Origin of the sequence: Thiomonas sp. X19 (assembly GCF_900089495.1) — a bacterium.
Lineage (GTDB): Bacteria > Pseudomonadota > Gammaproteobacteria > Burkholderiales > Burkholderiaceae_C > Thiomonas_A.
Genome location: NZ_LT605203.1, coordinates 875,114 through 897,783, shown reverse-complemented (window position 1 = coordinate 897,783; position 22,670 = coordinate 875,114). Strand labels below are relative to the sequence as shown.

Here is a 22,670-nt window from a genome sequence, read left to right as displayed (position 1 = left end):
CATGTTCTCGAAAGTGTTGATCGCCAACCGCGGCGAGATCGCCTGCCGCGTTGCTGCCACCTGCCGCGAACTCGGCATCCGCACCGTGGCGGTGTATTCCGAGGCCGACGCGCAAGGCGCGCACGTGGCGGCTTGCGACGAAGCCATCTGCATCGGCCCGGCGCCTGCGGCGCAGAGCTATCTCGACGCCGCGCGCATCCTGCAGGCCGCGCGCGACAGCGGCGCGCAGGCGGTGCATCCGGGCTACGGCTTTCTGAGCGAAAACGCGGCGTTTGCGCAAGCCTGCGCGGATGCGGGCGTGGTCTTCATCGGGCCGCCGCCAGCAGCCATCCATGCGATGGGATTGAAAGCCGAGTCCAAGCGCCTGATGCAGGCCGCCGGCGTGCCCCTGGTTCCGGGCTACCACGGCGCGGCGCAGGACGACGCCCTGCTGGCCGCCGAAGCCGCGCGCATCGGCTACCCAGTGCTGATCAAGGCCAGCGCCGGCGGCGGCGGCAAGGGCATGCGCGAAGTCATGGCGGCGGCGGACTTCGCCGCTGCCTTGGGCTCGTGCCGGCGCGAGGCCAAGGCAGCTTTCGGCAACGATGCGGTGCTGATCGAGAAGCTGGTGGCCAAGCCGCGCCACATTGAGATCCAGGTGTTCGCCGACAGCCACGGCCACACCGTGGCGCTGTTCGAGCGCGACTGCTCGTTGCAGCGCCGCCACCAGAAAGTGGTGGAGGAAGCACCCGCGCCCGGCCTCACGCCCGAGCAGCGCGCCGCGCTGGCGCAGGCCGCGGTGGCCGCGGCGCAAGCGGTGGGCTACGTCGGCGCCGGCACGGTGGAGTTCATTGCCGAAGGCGATGGCGCCGGCGGCATCCGCAGCTTTTATTTCATGGAGATGAACACCCGGCTGCAGGTGGAGCACCCGGTGACGGAAATGATCACCGGGCTCGACCTGGTGGCGTGGCAGTTGCGCGTGGCCGCGGGCGAGCCGCTGCCCGCAGCGCCGCAGATGCCGCATGGGCACGCAGTCGAAGTGCGGCTGTACGCCGAGAACCCTGCCGCCGGCTTTCTGCCATCCACCGGCCGGCTTGCACGCCTGGCGCTGCCGCCGCATGTGGCCTTCAAGGTGGACGGCGACCCTGCCGCGCTGCGGGTGGACAGCGGCGTGCGCGAGGGCGACACCATCACCCCGCATTACGACCCGATGATCGCCAAGCTCATCGCCTGGGGAGAAACCCGCGCGCAAGCCCTGGCGCGCATGGCGCAGGGCTTGCGCGCCGTGCGCATCGTCGGGCCCGACACCAACGCGGCTTTCCTGCACCGCCTGGTGCAATCGCCCGCCTTCATGGCCGGCCACATGGACACGGGCCTGATCGCCCGCGAGCAGGGCACGCTGTTGGCCGAAGCGCTGGCGCCCGAACACGCCGCGCTGGCCGCCACCTGCGCCCTGCTGGAAGCCGAGCGCGCGCAACGAACCCTCGACCCCTGGAGCGCCTGCGACGGCTGGAGCAACGGAGTGCTGCCGGCACGCGAGCTGCATTGGCAGCGGGGCACGCATGCGCTGCCGGCCAGCTTGATGCGCGGCGCCGAAGGTGGCTGGCGACTGGCCTTGGCGGCGTCGCAGCCACAGCCGCTGCATTGGCATGCCGCACCCAGCGGCCCGAACGAACTGGCGCTGTCGATCCGCTGGGGGGAGCAGACGCTGCGCGCGCATGTCGTGCGCCAGGACGACAACCGGGATGACAGCCGGAACGACAGCCGCGCAGCCAAACCCGCGCGCCTGCATGTGTTCGCGTCGGACGGCCACGCCGCGCTGTCGCTGCGTCAAGCCAGCACCCATGCCGCCAGCGGCGCGGGCGGCAATGGCCGCTTGAGCGCGCCCATGCCCGGACGCATTGCCGCGGTGCTGGTGGCGCCGGGGCAGACGGTGCAAACGGGCCAGCCGCTGCTGGTGCTGGAAGCCATGAAAATGGAACACACGCTGCAAGCCAGCGATGGCGGCGTGATCGACGCCGTGCTGGTTGCCGTGGGCGAGCAGATTCAGGAGGGCGCTTTGCTGCTGCGCATGCGGGCAGCCGAGGCGAGCGAACAGGACGCCGCCGGAGTCACCACGACCGGCGACGCCGCCTGAGCCCATCGACCCTGGCCCGCCCATCCACCCCTCGCGCATGCGCCTCGCCGTCTGGGATCCTGATGAGCCGTTTCGCCGCTGGCGCGAGGCGCTGGTGCAGCATGCCGCCGACCTCAAGCTGGCGGTCGAGGTCATCGACGCCAGCGCCGAGCCCGAAGCCCAGGCCGATTTCGCCCTGGTGTGGCATCCCCCGAGCGACTGGCTGAGCAGCCAGCTCGGCCTGCGTGCCGTGTTCAACCTCGGCGCCGGAGTCGACGCCGTGCTGCCGCAGATGCAGCGCAGCCTGCCCGGGGTGCCGCTCATCCGCCTGGAAGATGCCGGCATGGGCCGGCAGATGGCCGACTATGTGAGCGAGGCCGTGCTGCACGCCTGGCGCCGCATGGCGGACTACGCCGCGCTGCAACGCCAGGGCCGCTGGGAGCCGCTGGTGCTGCCGCCGCGCGGCAGTTTCAACATCGGCTTTCTCGGCCTGGGGCAGATGGGATTTGCCGCCGCCAAACGCGTCGCGGCGATGGACTTCCCGGTGCTGGCCTGCAGCCGCAGCGGCCAGGCGCGCGCCGGGTTCGACGCCCCCTGGCCGATCTACCCGCTGGACCGGCTCGACGCCTTTCTCGCCCAGACCCGGGTGCTGGTGGTGTTGTTGCCGCTCACCGCGCAGACCCGCGGCTTGCTGGACTACGCTGTCCTGTGCCACTTGCCGAAAGGCGCGCACCTCGTCAACGCCAGCCGCGGCGCCGTGCTCGACCAGGATGACTTGCTCGACTTGCTGCACAGCGGCCACCTCGCCAGTGCCACGCTCGACGTGTTCACCACCGAGCCGCTGCCGCAGGATGACCCGCTGTGGCGCCACCCGCGTGCGCGCATCACCCCGCATGTGGCGGCGCAAACCCTGGTCGGCCCGGCGGCGGCGCAGGTGATGCGCAAGATCGCCGCCATCGAGCGCGGCGAACGTCCCGGCGGCGTGGTGGACGCGCGGCTGGGGTATTGAACACGGCCCGTCCGCCAGGCTGATGTTGTTCGAGAACACGAGGAGATGAGCATGAGCCCGATGACCCTTCCCCACCATGTCAAGCTGGTCGAAGTCGGCCCGCGCGACGGGCTGCAGAACGAAGCCAACCCGGTGCCGCTGGCGGTCAAGGTCGAACTCATCGACCGCCTCTCCGCCGCGGGCTTTGCCAATGTGGAAGCCGCGGCTTTCGTCTCGCCCAAATGGGTGCCGCAAATGGCCGACAGCGCGCAGGTCATGGCCGCCATCCGCCGCCACCCCGGCACGGTGTATTCGGCCCTGGTGCCCAACCTGAAGGGGCTGGAAGCGGCGCTGGCTGCGGGCGCCAACGAAGTGGTGGTGTTCAGCGCCGCGTCGGAGGCGTTCGCCCGGCGCAATATCAACTGCTCGATCGCCGAATCCATCGCCCGCTTCGAGCCCGTGGCGCAAGCCGCCAAGGCCGGCGGCTTGCGCCTGCGCGGCAGCATTTCCTGCGCCCTGGGCTGCCCGTATCAGGGCGAGGTTCTGCCCGCCGCCGTGGTCGATGTGGTGCAACGCATGGCCGCGCTCGGCTGCGATGAAATCGACATCGCCGACACCATCGGCGTGGGCACACCGGGCCGGGTGCAGGCGGTGTTCGAGGCCACGGCTAAAGCCTTTCCCATCGAGCGGCAGTCCGGGCATTTCCACGACACCTACGGCCAGGCGCTGGCCAATATCCTCGCCGCGCTCCAGGTGGGCGTGAGCATCTTCCACGCCTCGGTTGCGGGCCTGGGCGGCTGCCCCTATGCGAAAGGCGCCACCGGCAACGTCGCCACCGAAGACGTGCTCTACATGCTGCAAGGCTTGGGGCTGCACACCGGCGTGGACCTTCGCGCCGTGGTCGATGCCGGCGACTTCATCAGCCGCAGCATCGGCCGCCCGAACAACAGCCGCGCCGGGCGGGCGCTGCTGACGAAGTGGCAAAGTACGGACAACAACGCGCGCTCCGCCCAGGCGCCTGCCGCGCAAACCGCAGCCTGAGCCGCCCCGATGAAGCGCAGCGCAATCTGGAGCGACATGGGACTGCACGCCAGCCTGCATCACCCGGGCTGCCGCCTGCGGCTTTCATCTGCGCGACGTTGGCTGCGACCATTGCCATGACGCATCCTGACTCTGAGGCATCAATCTTCTTGTCGTCCGACTCGGCCCAGCGCGTTGCAGCCGCACTGCAAGCCCTGGGACATGACGCGTCGCCCGTGATGCTCGACGCCGCTGCGCGTACCGCGCAGCAGGCGGCGGACGCTTTGGGCGTGCAGCTCGGGCAGATCGCCAAGTCCATCGTCTTCCGTCATGTCGATAGCGACCGCGCCGTGCTGGTGGTGTGCGCCGGCGACCGGCGCGTGGACGAAGCGCTGGTGGCGCAGCAGGTGGGCGCGCTGGCGCGGGCCGACGCCGGCTTCGTGCGCGCGCGCACCGGGTTCGCCATTGGCGGGGTGAGTCCGGTGGGGCATCGCGAGCCGCCGCTGGCGCTGATCGACCAAAGCCTGTGGCGCTTCGATCGCATCTGGGCCGCCGCCGGCCACCCGCACGCGGTGTTCCCGCTTGCGCCCGACGACCTGCGACGCTGGCTGGGGGCTGCGCCCAGCGCCGTCACGACAGCGCCCGTCGCCTGAGCCCGCAACCGACATGCCCCCGGCCTTGCGCCGCAAGCTTCCACCCAACCTCACGCCATGTCCGTCCCCTCCCCCTGCATCCAGATTTGCACCATGGACACCACCAGCGGCTATTGCCAGGGATGCTGGCGCACACTGGACGAAATTGCCGCCTGGAGCACCCTGGGCGACGCCGACAAGCTGCGTGTGTGGCGTGTTCTGCGCCAACGCCGGGAGACCGCCGCGCAGGCCGCGCCAAAGCCCGCGCAAGACGCGCGAGCGGGAACGCATGGCGGCCCGAACCCGCAGGACTAGAATCCGCCTCCTGCACAAAAAACAGGCAGCGCGGACACCGCGCCCAGGCTCGTTTCTTCCATGTCCTCCCCACGCCCGCAAGCCCCCACCGAAGCCCGCCCGGCCGCGCTGCGCCTGGGCAACTTCGTGCTGCCCAACCGCGTGTTCGCCGCCCCCATGGCCGGCGTCACCGACCTGCCCTGGCGGCAGATGGCGCGCAAGCTGGGCACGGGGCACTGCGTCAGCGAGATGGTCGCGTCCAAGCGCGAGTTGTGGGACACGCTCAAGACCTCGCGCCGCCGCGACCACACCGGCGAACCCGGCCCGGTGACGGCGCAACTGGTGGGCGTGGACCCGGCCGACATGGCCGATGCGGCGCGCGCCAATGTGGAGGGCGGCGCGCAGATCATCGACATCAATATGGGCTGCCCGGCGAAGAAAGTGTGCAGCCGCTGGGCCGGCTCGGCGCTGATGCAGGACGAGACGCAGGCGCTGCGCATCGTCGAAGCCGTGGTGCAGGCCATGCAGCCGCTGGGCGTGCCGGTGACGCTGAAAATGCGCACCGGCTGGTGCGCCACTGAGCGCAACGCGCCGCGCATCGCCCACGCCGCGCAGGACGCCGGCGTGGCGATGGTCGTGGTGCATGGGCGCACCCGCGACCAGGGCTATGGCGGCTGCGCCGAGTACGACACCATCGCCGCCATCAAGCAGGCGCTGCGCATTCCGGTGGTGGCCAATGGCGACATCGACAGCGCCGCCAAGGCGCGCGCCGTCATGCTTGCGACCGGCGCCGACGCGGTGATGATCGGCCGCGCCGCTTTAGGCCGCCCCTGGCTGCTGGGCCGCATCGCCCAGGCGCTGGAAAGCGGCGTCGAACCCGCGCCTCCCAGCATGCAGCAGCAAGGCGCGTGGCTGCTGGAGCACCTGGACGCGCACCATCTTTTCCATGGCGATGCTGGCGCGAAAACAGCCCGAAAGCACGTGGGCTGGGCCGTGGCCGATCTGCCTGGCGCCGCGGCGTTCCGCGCCGGCTTCAACATCTTGACCGAGCCGCAGGCGCAGCGCGACGCCGTGACGGCGTATTTCGACATGCTGAGCAGCGCACGCAGCCCCGACCACCTTCCCTTAGCAGCCTGATGAGCAAGAAATCCTCCCTCGAGCAATGCGTCATCGACAGCCTCGATGCGTATTTCGACGACCTCAACGGCACCGAACCGCATGGCATTCACGCCATGGTGATGCAGACCGTGGAAAAGCCGCTGCTGCAAACCGTGATGCGCCGCACCCAGGACAACCAGTCGCTCGCCGCCGATTGGCTGGGCATCAACCGCAACACCCTGCGCAAGAAGCTGAAGGACCACAAGCTCATCAAATGAGTGCCGTCTTGCGCGCGGCGGGTGTTGCGTGAGGGCATGGTCTGCGCGGCCTGGCCAGGACATGCCGGGCGCATGCCCAAGGGCCAGACCATGCCCCGAACCTCCGCTCCAGCGCACCTCACCTCACCGACGACCCCGCATCACCGACTGCCCCGCATCACTGAAACCCTTCTTTCCAAGTTCTGCCCGACCCCCATGTACGCACTGCTCTCCGTTTCCGACAAAACTGGCGTCCTCGACCTTGCCCGCCGCCTGCACGCCAAAGGCGTGAAGCTGCTGTCCACCGGCGGCACCGCCAAGCTGCTGCTCGAGGCCGGCCTGGCGGTGACGGAAGTGGCGACGCACACCGGCTTTCCCGAGATGCTCGACGGCCGCGTCAAGACCCTGCACCCCAGGGTGCATGGCGGCCTGCTGGCGCGGCGCGACTTGCCGGCGCACATGCAAGCCATCGCCGCGCACGGCATCGCGGCCATCGACTGGCTGGTGGTCAACCTCTACCCCTTCGAGGCCACCGTGGCCAAGACGGGCTGCGCGCTCGAAGACGCGATCGAGAACATCGACATCGGCGGCCCGGCCATGGTGCGTTCGGCGGCGAAAAACTGGCAGGGCGTGAGCGTGCTCACCGATTGCGCGCAGTACGAGGCCGCGCTGGCCGAGTTCGAGGCCAGCGGCGCGGTGTCGCAAGCCACGCGCTTCGCCCTGGCGGTGGCGGCGTTCAACCGCATCGCCCAGTACGACGCCGCCATTTCCAACTATCTGTCCGCGCTGCAGGTCGACGGCACGCAAGCCACCTATCCCGCCCAGCTCAACTCCAGCTTCGTCAAGTTGCAAGACCTGCGCTACGGCGAGAACCCGCACCAGAGCGCCGCGTTCTACCGCGACCTGCATCCCGCCCCCGGCTCGCTGCCGCTGGCGCGGCAACTGCAGGGCAAGGAGCTGAGCTACAACAACATCGCCGACGCCGACGCGGCGTGGGAATGCGTCAAGAGTTTCGCCACGGGCGCCTGCGTCATCGTCAAGCACGCCAACCCCTGCGGCGTGGCGCTGGGCGACACGGCCGAAGCCGCATACCGCAAAGCCTTCGCCACCGACCCCACCTCGGCCTTCGGCGGCATCATCGCCTTCAACCAGGCTGTGGACGAAGCCGCGGCCAAGGCCGTGAGCGGCCAGTTCGTCGAAGTGCTCATCGCCCCCGCCTACAGCGACGCGGCGCTGGCCGTGCTGGCCGCCAAAGCCAATGTGCGCGTGCTCGCCATCGACCTTGCCCAGGTGGACCGCCACGGCGCCACCCCCTGGGCCCAAGGCCGCAACGCGCATGATGTGAAGCGCGTGAACTCCGGCATTCTGGTGCAGACGGCCGACAACGCCGTGCTCACCACCGCCGACCTCAAAGTGGTGACCAAGCGCGCACCGACCGATGCCGAAATCGCCGACCTGCTGTTCGCCTGGACCGTGGCCAAGTTCACCAAGTCCAATGCCATCGTGTTCGCACGCGGCGCCCAGACCATCGGCGTCGGCGCGGGGCAGATGAGCCGGGTCGACGCCACCCGCATCGCCACCATCAAGGCCGCCAACGCCGGGCTTGCGGTAGGCGGCAGCGCCGTCGCCTCCGACGCCTTCTTCCCCTTCCGCGACGGCGTCGACGTGCTCGCCGCCGCCGGCGCCAAAGCCGTGATCCAGCCCGGCGGCTCGATGCGCGACGCGGAAGTGATCGCCGCCGCCGACGAACACGGCCTGGCCATGGTGCTCACCGGCGTGCGCCACTTCCGCCACTGAAACCGAGCCGGCGGACCCTCACCGTGGTGCAATACACGCCATGCGCATCCTCGGTATCGACCCCGGACTCAACATCACCGGTTATGGCCTGCTCGAAACCCGGGGCCAGCGGCTGCATTACCAGGCAAGCGGCGCGATTCGCATTCCGAAGGGCACGCTGCCGGATCGGCTGAAGACGTTGTTCGAGGGCGTGAGTCAGGTGGCGCAGGACGCGCGGGCCGATATCGCGGTGGTGGAAATCGTGTTCGTCAACGTCAACCCGCAGTCCACGCTGCTGCTGGGGCAGGCGCGCGGGGCGGCGATTGCAGCGCTGGTCGCCAGCGGTTTGCCGGTGGTGGAGTACACGGCTTTGCAACTGAAGAAGTCCGTCGTTGGCTACGGCCGCGCCAACAAGGAGCAGATGCAGGAGATGGTCATGCGCCTGCTCGCCCTGCCCGGCCAGCCGGGGCCGGATGCGGCCGACGCGCTGGGCTTGGCCATTTGCCACGCGCACGCCCACCGCGGGCTGACTGCGCTGCAGGTGGCCAGCCCGGACCGCGGCAAGGTTGCCAGAGACGCTGCTTCAGCGGGAACCTTGAGTGCGGCGCAGCTGCGTGGCCTGCGTGTGCGCCGCGGCAGGCTGGTGGATTGAACTGCAGCAGCGCCACTGCCCTGCTGCACAGAGCGCGAGGTCGTCGCGCATGCGCATGGCATGTCCCGTTGCGGCGGTGGGCCATCCCGAATGGCAACACCGCGCGCCCGAATTTTGCTTACGCTGAACCAGCCCTTCATCGCGCGGCTGCTGGTACAAGTCGCCGCCGCGCCTTGCCCAGATGACCTGCTTTCCGGAGATAGCCATGCCGCACACCCCAGCCGTTCGACGCAAACGCACCGTTTTGGCGGCACTGCTCGCACCGATGCTGTGCACCGCAGCCGCGCAGGCTGCCGAGATGCGCGTGGTCATCGGTGTGGCGGTGCCACTGTCGGGGCCGCTCTCTGCCAGCGGCCAGGACGCCGTGAACGGCGTGCAACTGGCCATCGACAAGCTCAATGCGGAGCATGCCCGCATCGCTGGCCAGCCGGTGCGCTGGGTCATGGACGCCGAGGACGATCAGGGTCTGCCCAACCAAGCCACATTGGTGGCGCAGAAATTGGTGGACGAGCAGGTGAACGGCGTCGTCGGCCACCAGACCTCGGGCTGCACCTTCCCTGCGGCCCGCATCTACAGCGCAGCGGGCATCCCGCAGATCACACCATCATCCACCGACCCGAAAATCGCCCAGCAGGACTACAAGACGTTTTTCCGCATGATTGCCAATGACGACGCTCTCGGCGCCGGCCTGGCCAACTATGCCGACCAAACACTGAAAGCCAAGCGCGTTGCGGTGGTGGACGACCGCACGGCCTACGGCGAAGGTGTCGCCGATGTGTTTGCCGCCACGGCGAAACGCGATGGCATGACGGTGGTGGATCACGAATACACCGACGACAAGACCACGCAGTTTTCCGCCATCCTCACCCGCATCAAGGACTTCCACCCGGACGTCGTGTTCTATGGCGGCATGTACAGCCAGGCCGGCCCGCTGTTGCGGCAGATGCGTCAGTTCGGGATGAAGGCCACGCTCATGGGTGGCGACGGCATTTGTGCGCCGGCCATGGCGACGCTCGCTGGCAATGCGGTCAACGGCACGATCTGCGCCCAGGGCGGTGTGCCCCTGAGCCAGTTGCCGAAGGGCCAGGCCTGGAAAGCCGATTACATCCAACACTTCGGCCAAGGCGCTTTCCAGCTCTACTCGCCCTACGCCTATGACGCAGCCATGGTGCTGGCCCATGCCATGATGAAGGCCCGATCGGCGGATCCCAAGGTCTACCTCCACGCCATCCGGGACGTGGACGACGACGGCATCACCAAGTCCCATATCCGCTTCACCTCGACAGGCGAGTTGATGCACCCGAGCATCACCCTCTCGATGTTCGAGCATGGCAAGAAAACGCCGCTCGCGGTGGAACGCGTGAACTGAATCGGCGGGGCAACACGATGAGGCGGCGATGCGATCGCGCGAAGTTTGGTCGCCCAGGAGTCGCCCGGCTCTCCCTGCCCCGTCACAGCGCCGATCCGTGTCGGTTGACCACCGGATCTTGACCTCCAACGGGGCCGGGATTGCGGCGCACACCCCCAACAAAAAGCCCGTTCAGCGCCAGCCAGCGGGCTTTTTGTTGGGGCGGATGCACGTTCAATGGGGTCGGTTGCGCAGCTTGCGGATGGCGGCGAGTTGCGCCGCCAACATGGCAAGCTCACCTTCGACGACGGCAATGTCCTGGGCGTCCTTGGCATTGGCACGATTTTCCTGCGCCAGCTTGAGGGCTTCCTGGGCCTTGGCTTCATCCAGGTCCTTGCCACGGATGGCGGTGTCGGCCAGAACCGTCACATGCTTGGGCTGGACTTCAAGCACGCCACCGGCGACGAAGACGAAATCGTCCTCGGTCCTGGTGCCGTCCGTGCGCTCGATGCGCACCGCGCCCGGTTTGATGCGGGTGATGAGGGGCGTGTGGCCGGGCAGAATGCCGAGTTCGCCGGACTCGCCCGGCAAGGCGACGAAACGCGCTTGCCCGGAATAGATCAGCTCTTCGGCACTGACCACATCGATTTGAAAAGTGTTCATGATGACTCCGGGGGTGCCTCGGGCTGCACGTGCATGCCATGTCGGCGAGCGACTCGGCATGCTCTGGGCAGACGCAGCGGTCAGTTCAGTTTCTTGGCCTTCTCGAAGGCTTCGTCGATGGCGCCGACCATGTAGAAGGCCTGCTCGGGCAGCGCGTCGCACTCGCCGTTGGCGATCATCTTGAAGCCGCGGATGGTTTCCTTCAGCGGCACGTACTTGCCAGGCGAGCCGGTGAACACTTCGGCAACGTGGAACGGCTGCGACAGGAAGCGCTGGATCTTGCGGGCGCGCGACACGGTGAGCTTGTCTTCGGGCGAGAGCTCATCCATGCCCAGAATGGCGATGATGTCGCGCAGTTCCTTGTAGCGCTGCAGAATGCCCTGCACCGAACGGGCGGTGTTGTAGTGCTCTTCGCCCACGACGTTCGGGTCGAGCTGGCGCGACGTGGAATCGAGCGGGTCGACTGCGGGGTAGATGCCCAGCGAGGCAATATCACGCGACAGCGCCACGGTGGAGTCCAGGTGGGCGAAGGTGGTCGCAGGCGAGGGATCGGTGTAATCGTCCGCAGGGACGTAGACGGCCTGGATGGAGGTGATGGAACCGGTCTTGGTCGAGGTGATGCGCTCCTGCAGCACGCCCATTTCCTCGGCCAGCGTCGGCTGGTAGCCCACGGCGGAAGGCATGCGTCCCAGCAGCGCGGAGACTTCCACGCCGGCCAGGGTGTAGCGGTAAATGTTGTCGACGAAGAACAGGATGTCGCGGCCTTCGTCACGGAATTTCTCGGCCATGGTCAGGCCGGTCAGGGCCACGCGCAGGCGGTTGCCTGGAGGCTCGTTCATCTGGCCGAACACCATGGCCACCTTGTCGAGCACGTTCGACTCTTCCATCTCATGGTAGAAGTCATTGCCCTCGCGGGTACGCTCACCCACGCCGGCGAACACCGACAAGCCGCTATGCTGCTTGGCGATGTTGTTGATGAGTTCCATCATGTTCACGGTCTTGCCAACGCCGGCACCGCCGAACAGGCCGACCTTGCCACCCTTGGCGAAAGGGCAAACCAGGTCGATCACCTTGATGCCGGTTTCGAGCAGGTCGACCGAGGGCGAGAGTTCATCGAACTTGGGAGCCTTGGCGTGGATGGAGCGGCGCTCGTCGCAGGCGATGGGGCCGGCTTCGTCGATCGGGCGGCCCAGCACATCCATGATGCGTCCGAGGGTGCCGTTGCCGACAGGCACGGTGATGGGCTCGCCGGTGGCGTCGACCGCCATGCCGCGACGCAGGCCGTCGGTCGATCCGAGGGCAATCGTGCGCACGACACCGTCACCAATTTGTTGTTGCACTTCAAAGGTGATGCCTTTTTCCGCCAACCCCATTTCCTGGTTGTCGGACAGGCGCAGTGCCTCGTACACGACGGGCATGTGCTCGCGCGGGAATTCAATGTCGATCACAGGGCCGATGCACTGAACGATCTTGCCTTGGGTTTGGGCCGTGGTCATCTAGTTCTCCAATATGCAGTGATGGGTGGCAGCGCCTTAAACGGCGGCTGCGCCCCCGACGATTTCAGACAATTCTTTGGTAATGGCGGCCTGGCGACTCTTGTTGTAGACCAGTTGCAGTTCACTGATCACCGTCTTGGCGTTGTCAGACGCCGCCTTCATCGCCACCATGCGGGCCGATTGCTCGCACGCCATGTTCTCGGTCACGGCCTGGTAGACCAGCGCCTCGATGTAGCGCACCAGCAGCGCATCGATCACCGGCTTGGCATCGGGCTCGTAGATGTAGTCCCAGCTGTGTTGCTTGCGCTCCGCATCGGACGTGCTCATGGCCTGCTTGGACAGCGGGATGAGCTGTTCGACCCGCGGCTGCTGCTTCATGGTGTTGACGAAGCTGCTGAACGCGATGTAGATGGCGTCGATCTCGCCACGCTCATAAGCGTCGAGCACCACTTTGACCGGGCCGATGAGCTTGTCCAGATGCGGTTTGTCGCCCATCTGCACCAACTGAGAGACAACGTTGACACCCAGGCGGTTGAAGAATTGCAAACCCTTGTTGCCAATGGCGCAGGCCTGCACGGCAACGCCCTCACCCTGCCATTCCTTGATGTTCTGGGTCAGGGCACGCAAGATATTGGTGTTGAGGCCGCCGCACAGGCCCTTGTCGGTGGTCACCAGGATGACGCCCACCTTGCGCACCGGGCTACGCGCCACCATGAAGGGGTGGCTGTACTCGGGGTTGGCTTGGCTCAGGTTGGCGGTCATGGAGCGCACCTTCTCGGCGTAAGGCCGGGCTGCACGCATGCGCTCCTGCGCCTTGCGCATTTTGGAGGCAGCGACCATTTCCATGGCCTTGGTGATCTTGCGCGTGTTCTGCACGCTCTTGATCTTGACGCGAACTTCTTTCATTCCAGGCATGCAGGATCTCCTTCAGCCATGCGGCGCAATTCGGTCGCAAACGGCCTGGCGGGCCGGGCAAGCTCGGCAACCGGCGACAACGCGATGTGGGCACGCATGGACTGGATCAGGGTGAATGGTGGAATGAATCAATACGCGCCGTTCTTCTTGAATTCGGCGATGGCCGTTTTCAAGAGGGCTTCGTCGTCCTTGCTCAAGTCTTTCTTCGACTCGATGCTCTCCACCAGGGCAGCATGCTTGGACTGCAGATAGTCGTGCAAGCCCTTCTCGAAGCCCAGCAACTGCTTGACGTCGACGTCGTCCAGATAGCCGTTGTTCACCGCATACAGCGATGCGGCGAGTTGCCACACCTGAACCGGTTGGTACTGGGGCTGCTTGAGCAGTTCGACCACGCGACGGCCGCGCTCGAGCTGGCGACGCGTGGCGTCGTCGAGGTCGGAGGCAAACTGGGCGAAGGCCGCGAGTTCGCGGTATTGCGCCAGGTCGGTACGAATGCCGCCCGACAGCTTCTTGATGATCTTGGTCTGTGCCGCACCGCCCACGCGCGACACCGACACGCCGGCGTTGATGGCGGGGCGCACACCGGCGTTGAACAGATCGGTCTCGAGGAAAATCTGGCCGTCGGTGATGGAGATCACGTTCGTCGGCACGAAGGCCGAGACGTCACCCGCCTGGGTTTCGATGATGGGCAGCGCGGTGAGCGAGCCGGTCTTGCCCTTGACTTCGCCATTGGTGAATTTCTCGACATATTCCTCGTTCACGCGGGCAGCGCGTTCGAGCAGACGGCTGTGCAGGTAGAACACGTCGCCGGGATAGGCTTCGCGGCCCGGGGGGCGGCGCAGCAGCAAGGAAATCTGGCGATAAGCCCAGGCCTGCTTGGTCAGGTCGTCATAGATCACCAGGGCGTCGCGGCCGCGGTCGCGGAAATACTCGCCCATGGTGCAGCCGGAATAAGGGGCCAGGTACTGCATTGCGGCCGAGTCGGACGCCGTGGCGGCGACAACGATGGTGTACTCCATCGCGCCGTACTCTTGCAACTTGCGCACGACGTTGGCAACCGTCGAAGCCTTCTGGCCTACGGCAACATAGATGCAGATCAGGTCCTTGCCCTTCTGGCTGATGATGGCGTCCACCGCCACCGCCGTCTTGCCGGTCTGGCGGTCGCCGATGATCAGTTCGCGCTGGCCACGTCCGATCGGAACCATGGCGTCGATGGCCTTGACCCCGGTTTGCACCGGCTGCGAGACCGATTTGCGCCAGATCACGCCGGGCGCGACCTTCTCGACCACGTCGGTCATCTTCGCATTCACCGGGCCCTTGCCATCGATGGGCACGCCCAGGGTGTTGACCACCCGGCCGATGAGTTCCGGGCCAACCGGGACGGACAAGATCTTCCCGGTGCACTTGACCGTGTCGCCTTCGGAGATGTGGCCGTATTCGCCCAGAACCACCGAGCCGACGGAATCGCGCTCCAGGTTGAGTGCCAGGCCGAAGGTGGGCTGACCGTCCTTGTTCGCCGGGAATTCGAGCATTTCGCCCTGCATCACGTCGGACAGGCCGTGCACCCGCACGATGCCGTCGGACACGGACACCACGGTGCCCTGGTTCTTGACGTCGGCGGTGGCACCAAGGCCCTCGATGCGGCTTTTGATGAGTTCGGAAATTTCTGCGGGATTGAGTTGCATGGTGGCCTCGGAAGACTTAGGCGGTGATGGCTTGGACGGTCGGTGCTGCTTAGGCTGTGAGAGCAACGCGCATGGCGTCGAGCCGTGCGCGCACCGAGGTGTCGAGCACCTCGTCGCCCACGGCAACGCGCACACCGCCGATCAGCCCGGGATCGATTTCGACACGGGTGTAGAGCTTGCAACCAAACTTGCGCTCGAGCGCGGGCAACAAAGCCTCGAGCTGCGCCGGCTCCAGTGGAAAGGCGCTGCTGATGACGGCCTCGGCACGGTGCTGCGCGGCGTCTTTGAGCTGGTGAAACTGCTCGGCGATTTCAGGCAAGGCGGCCAGGCGTCGGTTTTCGAGCACGACCTGCAGCAAGTTGCGCACGGCAGCGCCGGCTTGCTGCGGCATGGCCGACAGCAGCAGGGCACCGAGCTTGTCGGCAGGAAGCTGTGGGTCGCCCGCGAGAGTCCGGATTTGCGGGTCGCGCGCGATCACGGCAAGCGCATTCAGCGACGCGGCGACATGCTCCAGCGACTCGGATGCGGGCTGGTTTTGTACGGCCCGGAAGATCGCTTCGGCATAAGGCCGCGCGATGGTGGCGAGTTCAGCCATGACGGGCTCCGATCACAGTTCGGCCTTGAGCCGGGCGAGCAAATCGGCATGAACCTGCGGATTGACCTCGCGGTGCAGGATGGCCTCGGCGCCCTTCACGGCCAGCCCGGCAACCTGGTCACGCAGACTCTCGCGAGCCTTGATCAGTTGCTGGTCGGCCTCGGCCCTGGCCTGGGTGATGATGACCTCGCCGGCTTCCTCGGCCTTCTTGCGTGCATCCTCGATGATGGCTTGCGCGCGGCGCTCGGCTTCGGCCAGACGTTGCGCGCTTTCATGATGCGAACGGGCAAGCTCCTGCTCGACCTCCTTGTTGGCCGAAGCCAGTTCGGCCTTGGCGCGATCCGCCGCAGCCAAGCCGTCGGCGATTTTCTTGGCGCGCTCGTCCAATGCCTTGGTGATAGGTGGCCAGACGAACTTCGCCGTGAACCACGCCAGCAGCAAGAACACCACGAGCTGCGCAATCAGTGTTGCGTCCAGATGCATGGCGCTAACCTTTGCGTTGAATCAGTCGGTGGGTGGTGCGCTGCAATTACTTCAGCACGAAGGGGTTGGCGAAGGTGAACATCATCGCCAGACCGACACCGATCAGGAAGGCCGCGTCGATCAGGCCGGCCAGCAGGAACATCTTGGTTTGCAGTTCGTTCATCAACTCGGGCTGGCGCGCGGCGGATTCGAGGTATTTGCTGCCCATGATGCCGATGCCGATGCAGGCGCCATTGGCACCCAGACCGATGATCAGACCCGCAGCCAAAGCGACATAGCCGAGAACGTGTTCCATGAAATGCTCCTGTTGAAAAGTTGGTAGTCAGTGATAAAGAAAAGGGAAAATCAAACCTGAATCAATGATGGTCGTGAGCCTGGCCGATGTAGACCAGGGTCAGCATCATGAAAATGAAACCTTGCAGCACGATGATCAGCATGCTGAAAACGGACCAGGCGAAACCCGCCACGATATTGCCGAAAAACAGCGTCCACCCGGTCAGGCTGCTCAGACCCGCAGCCCCCATGAGGGCAATGATCATGAACAGGATTTCTTCGGCATACAGATTGCCGAACAGTCGCATGCCGTGCGACAAGGTCTTGGCCAGATATTCGAGCAACTGCATGGCGAAGTTCAACGGCCACAGCAGAAAATGGTTGCCGAACGGGGCGGTGAAAAGCTCATGCACCCAGCCACCGACTCCCTTGATCCGCATGCCGTAATACAAACTCAGCAGCAGAATGGTGATGGACATGCCGAGGGCAATGGACAGGTCCGCGGTCGGCACGACGCGCAGATACATGTGCTCGGGGTTGTGCCCGGCCATGGCGCCAGCGCCTTGCCACAGACGCGGCAGCAGGTCGACCGGCAACAAGTCCATCGCGTTCATCATCACGATCCAGACAAAGGAGATGAACGCCAGCGGCGCGACGAACTCGCGCGACTTGGCGCTGCGCACGATGCCGCGTGCCTGCTCATCGACGAACTCGACCAGGAATTCGACCGCGGCCTGCATGCGGCCGGGCGTGCCGCTGGTCATGTGCCTGGCCACGCGCCAGAGGATGAAGCAGGCGAGCAAGCCAAGAGCCACCGAGACGGTGATCGAGTCGATGTCGACGATGCCAAAATCGATCACACCCGTGCGCGGACCGCTGGTCCAGTGCGTCAGGTGGTGGATGATGTATTCGCCGGCGGTGATGGATTGCTGGTCTGCAGACATGGGTAGATCAGTCGATTGAACGATCGCGGACAGTAAATGGCCGATTCAGTGAGGACAGGCTCAGGCTTTGGGCGCTTTGCCGCGCAGCTTGCCGCGCCATACAAGAGCGATCCAGTACACCTGCAAGGTCGCCACCAGGCCCACCAACATCGCCGGCCAGCTCAGGCCGGGAAGCAGGCGAGGCGCCAGGAGCAAAAGAACCACGGTCAGCGCAATTTTCAGCAGCTCACCAAAAGCAAACCCGAACAGCGCAAATGCTGGTTGCAGCTTCACCAGCCAGGCGCGCATGCCACCGGCGAACAATGCCGCCGGCAACATGACCACGATACAACCATACAAAGCCGACAGCGCGGCCGGAAGACCGGCGATGCCGTACGCCGCAATCGCGACCAACGCGCCCACCAAGGCCTGGAGCCCAACGACGGTCCACACCGAGACACCCGGCTTGGCCAGCATCAACGCCTGCGCCTGCTCACGCGTCAGCGGCTTGCGCTCGGTCTTGTCGGCATCGTCCTGCCAGGAATCGGAAGCTTGCACTTGTCTCACTTGACCAGGGGAATTTCGTTCGTCAGCCACACGCGGCGCCGCTTGGGGCGGCTGACCGGACAGGTGCCCGACAGGATTTGTCGCTCCGTGCGCTGCCGACCCAAGCACGCTGTCGCATGCAAGCCGCCCACGTATATTTGTGTTTGAGTTGTAACAATTCAGAGGGCGACGAAGCAGCGGAAGTATACGGGATGGTTTTTCCCGTTTCATCGCTTTTCAACGTCCCAAGCCTGGATTTGTTGCCCGTCAAGGTTTCAGAGGCGGCGGAGCAACAGCCGCTGTCCGACTTGCGCAACACTGACCTGGGCATGTTCGAATGCGTGCTCTCTCACCAGCAAATCCAAAGGACGGTCCCGAGGTTTGCTAGCCCATGAAGGGGGCGCTGCTTGCAGTGCCCTGCGGGTACTGCCCTGGAGATCCCATGAACGGCTTGCTGATTTTTGTCCACCTGGTGGGCGCGATGGTCTGGATGGGCGGCATGGCCTTCGTGCTGTTCAGCCTCAGACCCGCCGCATTCGCCGCGTTGGAGCCCCCCTTGCGGCCGCGCCTCATCCTCGCGAGTCTGCGGCGCTTCTTCCCCTTAGTCTGGGGCAGCATTGCGCTGCTGCTGGCCAGCGGGTTGTGGCTCATGCTGCAGGCGGGTTTCGCCCATGCCCCACCGGCCTGGCATGCCATGTTCGGCATCGGCCTGGTGATGATGGCGCTGTTCGGGCACATCTATTTCGCGCCGTTCAAGCGTGCGCGCCGCGCGGCTGCGGAGCAGGACTGGAGCCGGGTGGCCCAGTCGCTGCAGCAGATTCACAAACTGGTGGTGATCAATTTCACGCTGGGCTGGATCGCCATCGCGCTGGTCACGCTCTGGCACTGAAGCCAGGCGGCTTCGCGTTCACGCAGGACCCGCGCAGCAAGCGCGCCGCGTCGCGCGCGAAATAAGTGAGGATGCCGTCGGCGCCGGCGCGCTTGAATCCGAGCAGGGACTCCATCATCACGGCATCGCCATCGAGCCAGCCGTTCTGCGCCGCGGCCTTGAGCATGGCGTATTCGCCGCTCACCTGATAGACGAAGGTGGGCATGCGGAAGGCGTCTTTCACCCGCCGCAGGATGTCCAGGTAGGGCATGCCCGGCTTCACCATCACCATGTCGGCGCCCTCCGTGATGTCGAGTTGCACCTCGCGCAGCGCCTCGTCGGAGTTGCCCGGGTCCATCTGATACGCCTTCTTGTCCGACTTGCCCAGATTCTTGGCGGAACCCACGGCATCACGAAACGGGCCGTAGAAGGCGCTGGCGTATTTGGCGCTGTAGGCCATGATGCGGGTGTGGATGTGGCCCTGCGCCTCCAGCGCCTCGCGGATGGCGCCGATGCGCCCGTCCATCATGTCGCTGGGAGCGACGATGTCCACTCCAGCCTGCGCTTGCACCAGCGACTGTCGCACCAGCATGGCCACCGTCGGCTCGTTCAGGATATAGCCGGTGTCGTCCAGCAGACCATCCTGGCCATGGGAAGTGTAGGGGTCCAGCGCCACATCGGTGAGCACGCCGAGCTGCGGAAATTCCAATTTCAGCGCACGCACCACGCGCGGCACCAGGCCGTCGGGGTTGGCGGCCTCGGCGCCATCGGGCGTTTTCAGTTCCGGGGCGATCACCGGGAACAGCGCCAGCACCGGAATGCCGAGCTTGACGCAGTCTTCGGCCACGCCCAGCAGCAAGTCCAGGCTGAGGCGTTCGACTCCCGGCATGGAGGCCACGGCTTCATACCGCTGCCTGCCGTCGAGCACGAACACGGGATAGATCAGGTCATTGACGCTCAGGCTGTGCTCGCGGACCAAACGCCGGGTGAAGTCGTCGCGGCGCAGGCGGCGCATGCGCAAGGCCGGATAGTTGGCGGTAACCATAAAAATTGCATCCTTATGTGACGATGGGAACCTCTTGAGCTTACGCGACTCAAGATGGACAGGTGGCTGCCGCGAGGCGCTTCCTCCCGCTTCTCCTCCCTGAGCGGGGGCCTTGGTTTCAAGGCTATTGACCCCGACACCCCCTGTCGGGGTTTTTTTTGCCGGAACGCTGCCGCATGGCCCCGGCCCATGGTCTGGGAACCCCAGGCCGGCGCTTGAAACACGGGTGCCCAAGGCCTTGGCAACACGGCGCGCTGGCGTGAAATTTAAACTGGCGGCCAACAACAAGGAGCAGTCATGGTTTTTCTCTGGGTCAAGGCTCTGCACATCATTTTTGTCATCTCGTGGTTCGCCGGCCTGTTCTACCTGCCTCGCATCTTCGTCAATCTGGCCATGGTGTCGCCCGGCAGCGAAGCCGAGCGTCAGCGCCTGCTGCTCATGGCCCGCAAGCTCTACCGCTTCATGACCATCCTGATGATTCCCGCAATCGGCTTCGGCCTCGTGCTGTGGCTGTATTACGGCATTGGCCTGCGCGGCCCGGGCAACGGCTGGATGCATGCCAAGCTGACCCTGGTGCTGGTACTGCTGGGCTTCCACCATGCCTGCGGGCGCGTGCTGCGCAAGTTCGAGCAGGGCCGCAACACCCGCAGCCACGTGTGGTTTCGCTGGTTCAACGAGGTGCCCACCATCGCCATGTTCATCATCGTGCCCCTGGTCGTCATCAAGCCATCGTTCTGAGCCCGCATGCGGTGAAGCACGCCCCTTCGGTGTTTTCGCGCTACGCACTGGCGGCTTACTGGCTGCTGGTGCTGTACGCCAGTCTCTATCCCTTTTCCGGCTGGCGCTGGCAGGGCCTGAGTCCGCTCGACTTCGTCATCGCGCCGCTGCCGCGCTACATCACCCTTGGCGACATCTGGCTCAACGTCGCCGGCTATCTGCCGCTCGGCCTGCTGGCGGCAGCCAGCCTGCGCCCGCGATGGACGGGCTGGCGCGCCTGGCTGCTGGCGTCCATCGCTTGCAGCCTGATGTCGTTCGCGATGGAAACCTCGCAGGCCTTCCTGCCGGTGCGCGTGTCGTCCAATGTCGACTGGATCACCAACACTCTGGGCGGGGTGTTGGGCGCGGCGCTGGCGGTGTGGCTGCTGCCACGGCTGTCACTCAGCCAAAGGGTGCGCCAGCTGCGCGAGCGCTGGTTCGCGCGCGATGCCAGCCTCGGGCTGCTGCTGCTGGCGGCGTGGCCGCTGGCCTTGCTCTGGCCGCCTCCGGCGCTGTTCGCCACCGGCCAGGTGGCGGGCAGCCTGGCGCAAAGCCTGATCGACACCAGCCTGACCGCGCCCGATGTCACGGCCCCATTCGCACGCTGGTTCAATTCCGACGCCCTGCTGGCCCTGACCACGCCGCAGCCCATGGGTGCGCAGCAGCAGGCCTGGATCGCCGCGACCATGCTGATGGCGGCGCTGTGGACCAGCGCGGCGCTGACGCACAGCGGCGCGCCACGCGTGCGCATCGGCCTGGCGCTGACGCTGGCTGGGCTGACGGCCATGAGCCTGTCGGCCGCGCTGGGCTTCGGCCCCGAACACGCGCTGGCCTGGGCCACGCCCGCGGCCACGCATGGCCTGGCGCTGGGCCTGGTCATCGGCCTGCCGCTCACCCATCTGCCGCGCCGGTTGTGCGCTGCGCTGGCGCTGATCGCGCTGATCTGCGGGCTGTGGTGGATCAACCAGGCCGGGCCCGATCCGTATTACGCGCAAAATCTCCAAACCTGGAGCCAGGGCCTGTTCATCCGCATGTTCGGCCTGCCGCAATGGCTGAGCTGGCTGTGGCCTTACGTCGCCGGGCTCTATCTGCTGGGGCGCGTCGTGCGGCCTGGCGCAGCAACCTGAACCGTCAACCGCATGAGCCACTACGCCCACCATATTTTCTTCTGCCTCAACCAGCGTGAGGGCGGCCGCCCCTGCTGCGCGGCGCGCGGCGCCGAAGCCGCGTTCGACCACTGCAAACAAGCGGTGAAAGCCGCAGGTCTGTCCGGGCCCGGACAGGTGCGTGTGAACCGCGCCGGCTGCCTCGACCGCTGCGAGGAGGGCCCGGCCTGCGTGGTCTATCCCGAAGGCGTCTGGTACACCTATGTGGACCAGCATGACATCGACGAAATCGTCGAGCGCCACCTCAAGGCCGGCGAGGTGGTCGAGCGCCTGCTGCTGCCCGACGCTGCGCCACTCGCAACACCCGCACCATGAACCGCAACACCCAGCGCGAGCGCATTGCCGGCCCGGTGGGCTGGATCGAGGTGGCGGTCGATACGCCGGCGCAACCGCCGCGCGGCTTGGCGCTGGTCGCCCACCCCCACCCTCTGCACGGCGGCACGCTGGACAACAAGGTGGCGCAGACCTTGGCGCGCGCCTGGCTGCAGCTGGGCTACTGCACCGTGCGGCCGAATTTTCGCGGCGTCGGCGGCAGCGAAGGCAGCTATGACGCCGGGCGCGGCGAAACCGAAGACCTGCGCACCCTGCTACGCCATTACACGGCGACGCTTGCGGCCCGGCTTGAGCTGGAACCGACAACGCTGCCACTTGCGCTCGCCGGCTTTTCCTTCGGCGCCTTCGTCGCTGCGCAACTCGCACAATCGATGCACGCCGAGGGCCGCAGCATCGGCCATCTCACGCTGGTCGGCCCGGCGGTGGTCAGCTTTCCTGTGCCCGCCCTGCGGCAGGGCGACGGCACACAGCTGGCCGAACGCCTGCTCGTCATCCACGGCGAACAGGACGAGGTGGTCCCGCTCACGGCCGTGCTGGACTGGGCGCGGCCGCAGCAGCAGCCGGTGTTGGTGATGCCCGGGGCGGGGCATTTCTTCCACGGCCTGCTCACGCCGCTCAAGGATTGGGTCAGCACCTGGCATGGCACCGCCAGGAGCGATTGACGCGCGCCTCGTCCACCCCATTGGCTGCAGGCATCCGCGCTGCAGATACAGGCCGATGCAATCTCGTCAGCCGCAGGCGAACAATTTCACCGGCGCCGCAC

At 66.2% G+C, this 22,670-nt stretch carries 25 protein-coding genes; 15 read left to right on the top strand and 10 right to left on the bottom strand.

Annotated elements, in window-relative coordinates:
* Position 1 precedes the first annotated feature (1 nt).
* From THIX_RS04185 to THIX_RS04140, 10 genes are all read left to right on the top strand, one after another.
* A complete protein-coding gene (locus THIX_RS04185; protein WP_112485156.1) occupies positions 2–2,116 on the top strand; it encodes a biotin carboxylase N-terminal domain-containing protein in 2,115 nt (704 codons plus the stop codon).
* 37 nt (positions 2,117–2,153) lie between these two features.
* Entirely contained in the window at positions 2,154–3,104 is a 951-nt protein-coding gene (locus THIX_RS04180) for a glyoxylate/hydroxypyruvate reductase A (RefSeq protein ID WP_112485154.1), read from the top strand.
* Positions 3,105–3,164: 60 nt separating this feature from the next.
* The gene (locus THIX_RS04175) at positions 3,165–4,124 is read left to right on the top strand and encodes a hydroxymethylglutaryl-CoA lyase (protein WP_112488149.1); all 960 of its coding nucleotides are present in this window, start codon (positions 3,165–3,167) and stop codon (positions 4,122–4,124) included.
* 116 nt (positions 4,125–4,240) lie between these two features.
* Complete coding sequence (locus tag THIX_RS04170; RefSeq protein ID WP_112488148.1) at positions 4,241–4,756, top strand: YbaK/EbsC family protein; 516 nt, start codon at positions 4,241–4,243, stop codon at positions 4,754–4,756.
* Between the two features lie 57 nt (positions 4,757–4,813).
* Positions 4,814–5,050, top strand: coding sequence for a DUF1289 domain-containing protein (locus THIX_RS04165; RefSeq protein ID WP_112485152.1), 237 nt, complete (start codon positions 4,814–4,816; stop codon positions 5,048–5,050).
* Between the two features lie 60 nt (positions 5,051–5,110).
* The gene (gene dusB / locus THIX_RS04160) at positions 5,111–6,166 is read left to right on the top strand and encodes a tRNA dihydrouridine synthase DusB (RefSeq protein WP_112485150.1); all 1,056 of its coding nucleotides are present in this window, start codon (positions 5,111–5,113) and stop codon (positions 6,164–6,166) included.
* Entirely contained in the window at positions 6,166–6,405 is a 240-nt protein-coding gene (locus THIX_RS04155) for a helix-turn-helix domain-containing protein (RefSeq protein ID WP_112485148.1), read from the top strand. Before dusB ends, THIX_RS04155 begins: the two co-directional genes overlap by 1 nt.
* Before the next feature lie 195 nt (positions 6,406–6,600).
* Positions 6,601–8,181 (top strand): bifunctional phosphoribosylaminoimidazolecarboxamide formyltransferase/IMP cyclohydrolase, encoded by a 1,581-nt coding sequence (gene purH / locus THIX_RS04150; RefSeq protein ID WP_112485146.1) that lies wholly within the window; start codon positions 6,601–6,603, stop codon positions 8,179–8,181.
* Between the two features lie 40 nt (positions 8,182–8,221).
* Entirely contained in the window at positions 8,222–8,812 is a 591-nt protein-coding gene (gene ruvC, locus THIX_RS04145) for a crossover junction endodeoxyribonuclease RuvC (protein WP_112485144.1), read from the top strand.
* A gap of 205 nt (positions 8,813–9,017) precedes the next feature.
* Positions 9,018–10,181 carry a branched-chain amino acid ABC transporter substrate-binding protein gene (locus THIX_RS04140; RefSeq protein ID WP_233224389.1) on the top strand — a complete coding sequence of 388 codons (1,164 nt, stop codon included), beginning with the start codon at positions 9,018–9,020 and terminating at the stop codon, positions 10,179–10,181.
* Positions 10,182–10,394: 213 nt separating this feature from the next.
* On the opposite strand, the gene THIX_RS04135 is transcribed toward THIX_RS04140, so the two are convergent.
* The 9 genes from THIX_RS04135 to THIX_RS04095 all read right to left on the bottom strand — a co-directional run bounded on the left by THIX_RS04135 (position 10,395) and on the right by THIX_RS04095 (position 17,670).
* Entirely contained in the window at positions 10,395–10,823 is a 429-nt protein-coding gene (locus THIX_RS04135) for a F0F1 ATP synthase subunit epsilon (protein ID WP_112485142.1), read from the bottom strand.
* An 80-nt stretch (positions 10,824–10,903) separates the two neighbouring features.
* Positions 10,904–12,319, bottom strand: coding sequence for a F0F1 ATP synthase subunit beta (atpD, locus tag THIX_RS04130; protein ID WP_112485140.1), 1,416 nt, complete (start codon positions 12,317–12,319; stop codon positions 10,904–10,906).
* Positions 12,320–12,355: 36 nt separating this feature from the next.
* Entirely contained in the window at positions 12,356–13,234 is an 879-nt protein-coding gene (gene atpG, locus THIX_RS04125; protein WP_112485138.1) for a F0F1 ATP synthase subunit gamma, read from the bottom strand.
* Positions 13,235–13,362: 128 nt separating this feature from the next.
* Positions 13,363–14,919, bottom strand: coding sequence for a F0F1 ATP synthase subunit alpha (gene atpA / locus THIX_RS04120; RefSeq protein WP_112485136.1), 1,557 nt, complete (start codon positions 14,917–14,919; stop codon positions 13,363–13,365).
* Between the two features lie 49 nt (positions 14,920–14,968).
* Positions 14,969–15,514 carry a F0F1 ATP synthase subunit delta gene (locus THIX_RS04115; RefSeq protein WP_112485134.1) on the bottom strand — a complete coding sequence of 182 codons (546 nt, stop codon included), beginning with the start codon at positions 15,512–15,514 and terminating at the stop codon, positions 14,969–14,971.
* A gap of 12 nt (positions 15,515–15,526) precedes the next feature.
* The gene (locus THIX_RS04110; protein ID WP_112485132.1) at positions 15,527–15,997 is read right to left on the bottom strand and encodes a F0F1 ATP synthase subunit B; all 471 of its coding nucleotides are present in this window, start codon (positions 15,995–15,997) and stop codon (positions 15,527–15,529) included.
* A 46-nt stretch (positions 15,998–16,043) separates the two neighbouring features.
* Positions 16,044–16,292: a F0F1 ATP synthase subunit C gene (atpE, locus tag THIX_RS04105; protein ID WP_013107156.1), complete on the bottom strand. Its 249-nt coding sequence runs from the start codon at positions 16,290–16,292 to the stop codon at positions 16,044–16,046.
* A gap of 61 nt (positions 16,293–16,353) precedes the next feature.
* Positions 16,354–17,214: a F0F1 ATP synthase subunit A gene (atpB, locus tag THIX_RS04100; RefSeq protein ID WP_112485130.1), complete on the bottom strand. Its 861-nt coding sequence runs from the start codon at positions 17,212–17,214 to the stop codon at positions 16,354–16,356.
* 60 nt (positions 17,215–17,274) lie between these two features.
* Positions 17,275–17,670, bottom strand: coding sequence for an ATP synthase subunit I (locus THIX_RS04095; protein WP_233224709.1), 396 nt, complete (start codon positions 17,668–17,670; stop codon positions 17,275–17,277).
* Positions 17,671–18,181: 511 nt separating this feature from the next.
* Here THIX_RS04095 and THIX_RS04090 point away from each other — a divergent pair.
* Positions 18,182–18,628 carry a CopD family protein gene (locus tag THIX_RS04090; protein WP_112485127.1) on the top strand — a complete coding sequence of 149 codons (447 nt, stop codon included), beginning with the start codon at positions 18,182–18,184 and terminating at the stop codon, positions 18,626–18,628.
* Here THIX_RS04090 and hemB read toward each other — a convergent pair.
* Positions 18,612–19,652, bottom strand: coding sequence for a porphobilinogen synthase (hemB, locus tag THIX_RS04085; RefSeq protein ID WP_112485125.1), 1,041 nt, complete (start codon positions 19,650–19,652; stop codon positions 18,612–18,614). The genes THIX_RS04090 and hemB overlap by 17 nt on opposite strands.
* 297 nt (positions 19,653–19,949) lie before the next feature.
* Between hemB and THIX_RS04080 the strand changes: the two genes are divergently transcribed.
* The 4 genes from THIX_RS04080 to THIX_RS04065 are packed head-to-tail and all read left to right on the top strand — an operon-like array spanning position 19,950 to position 22,569.
* Positions 19,950–20,390, top strand: a complete 441-nt coding sequence (locus THIX_RS04080; protein WP_112485123.1) for a CopD family protein — start codon at positions 19,950–19,952, stop codon at positions 20,388–20,390.
* An 11-nt stretch (positions 20,391–20,401) separates the two neighbouring features.
* The gene (locus tag THIX_RS04075; protein WP_233224388.1) at positions 20,402–21,535 is read left to right on the top strand and encodes a VanZ family protein; all 1,134 of its coding nucleotides are present in this window, start codon (positions 20,402–20,404) and stop codon (positions 21,533–21,535) included.
* A gap of 12 nt (positions 21,536–21,547) precedes the next feature.
* On the top strand, positions 21,548–21,889 hold the full coding sequence (locus tag THIX_RS04070) for a ferredoxin (RefSeq protein WP_112485121.1): 342 nt from the start codon (positions 21,548–21,550) through the stop codon (positions 21,887–21,889).
* Positions 21,886–22,569: an alpha/beta hydrolase gene (locus THIX_RS04065; protein WP_112485119.1), complete on the top strand. Its 684-nt coding sequence runs from the start codon at positions 21,886–21,888 to the stop codon at positions 22,567–22,569. Before THIX_RS04070 ends, THIX_RS04065 begins: the two co-directional genes overlap by 4 nt.
* The last annotated feature ends 101 nt before the right edge of the window (positions 22,570–22,670 follow it).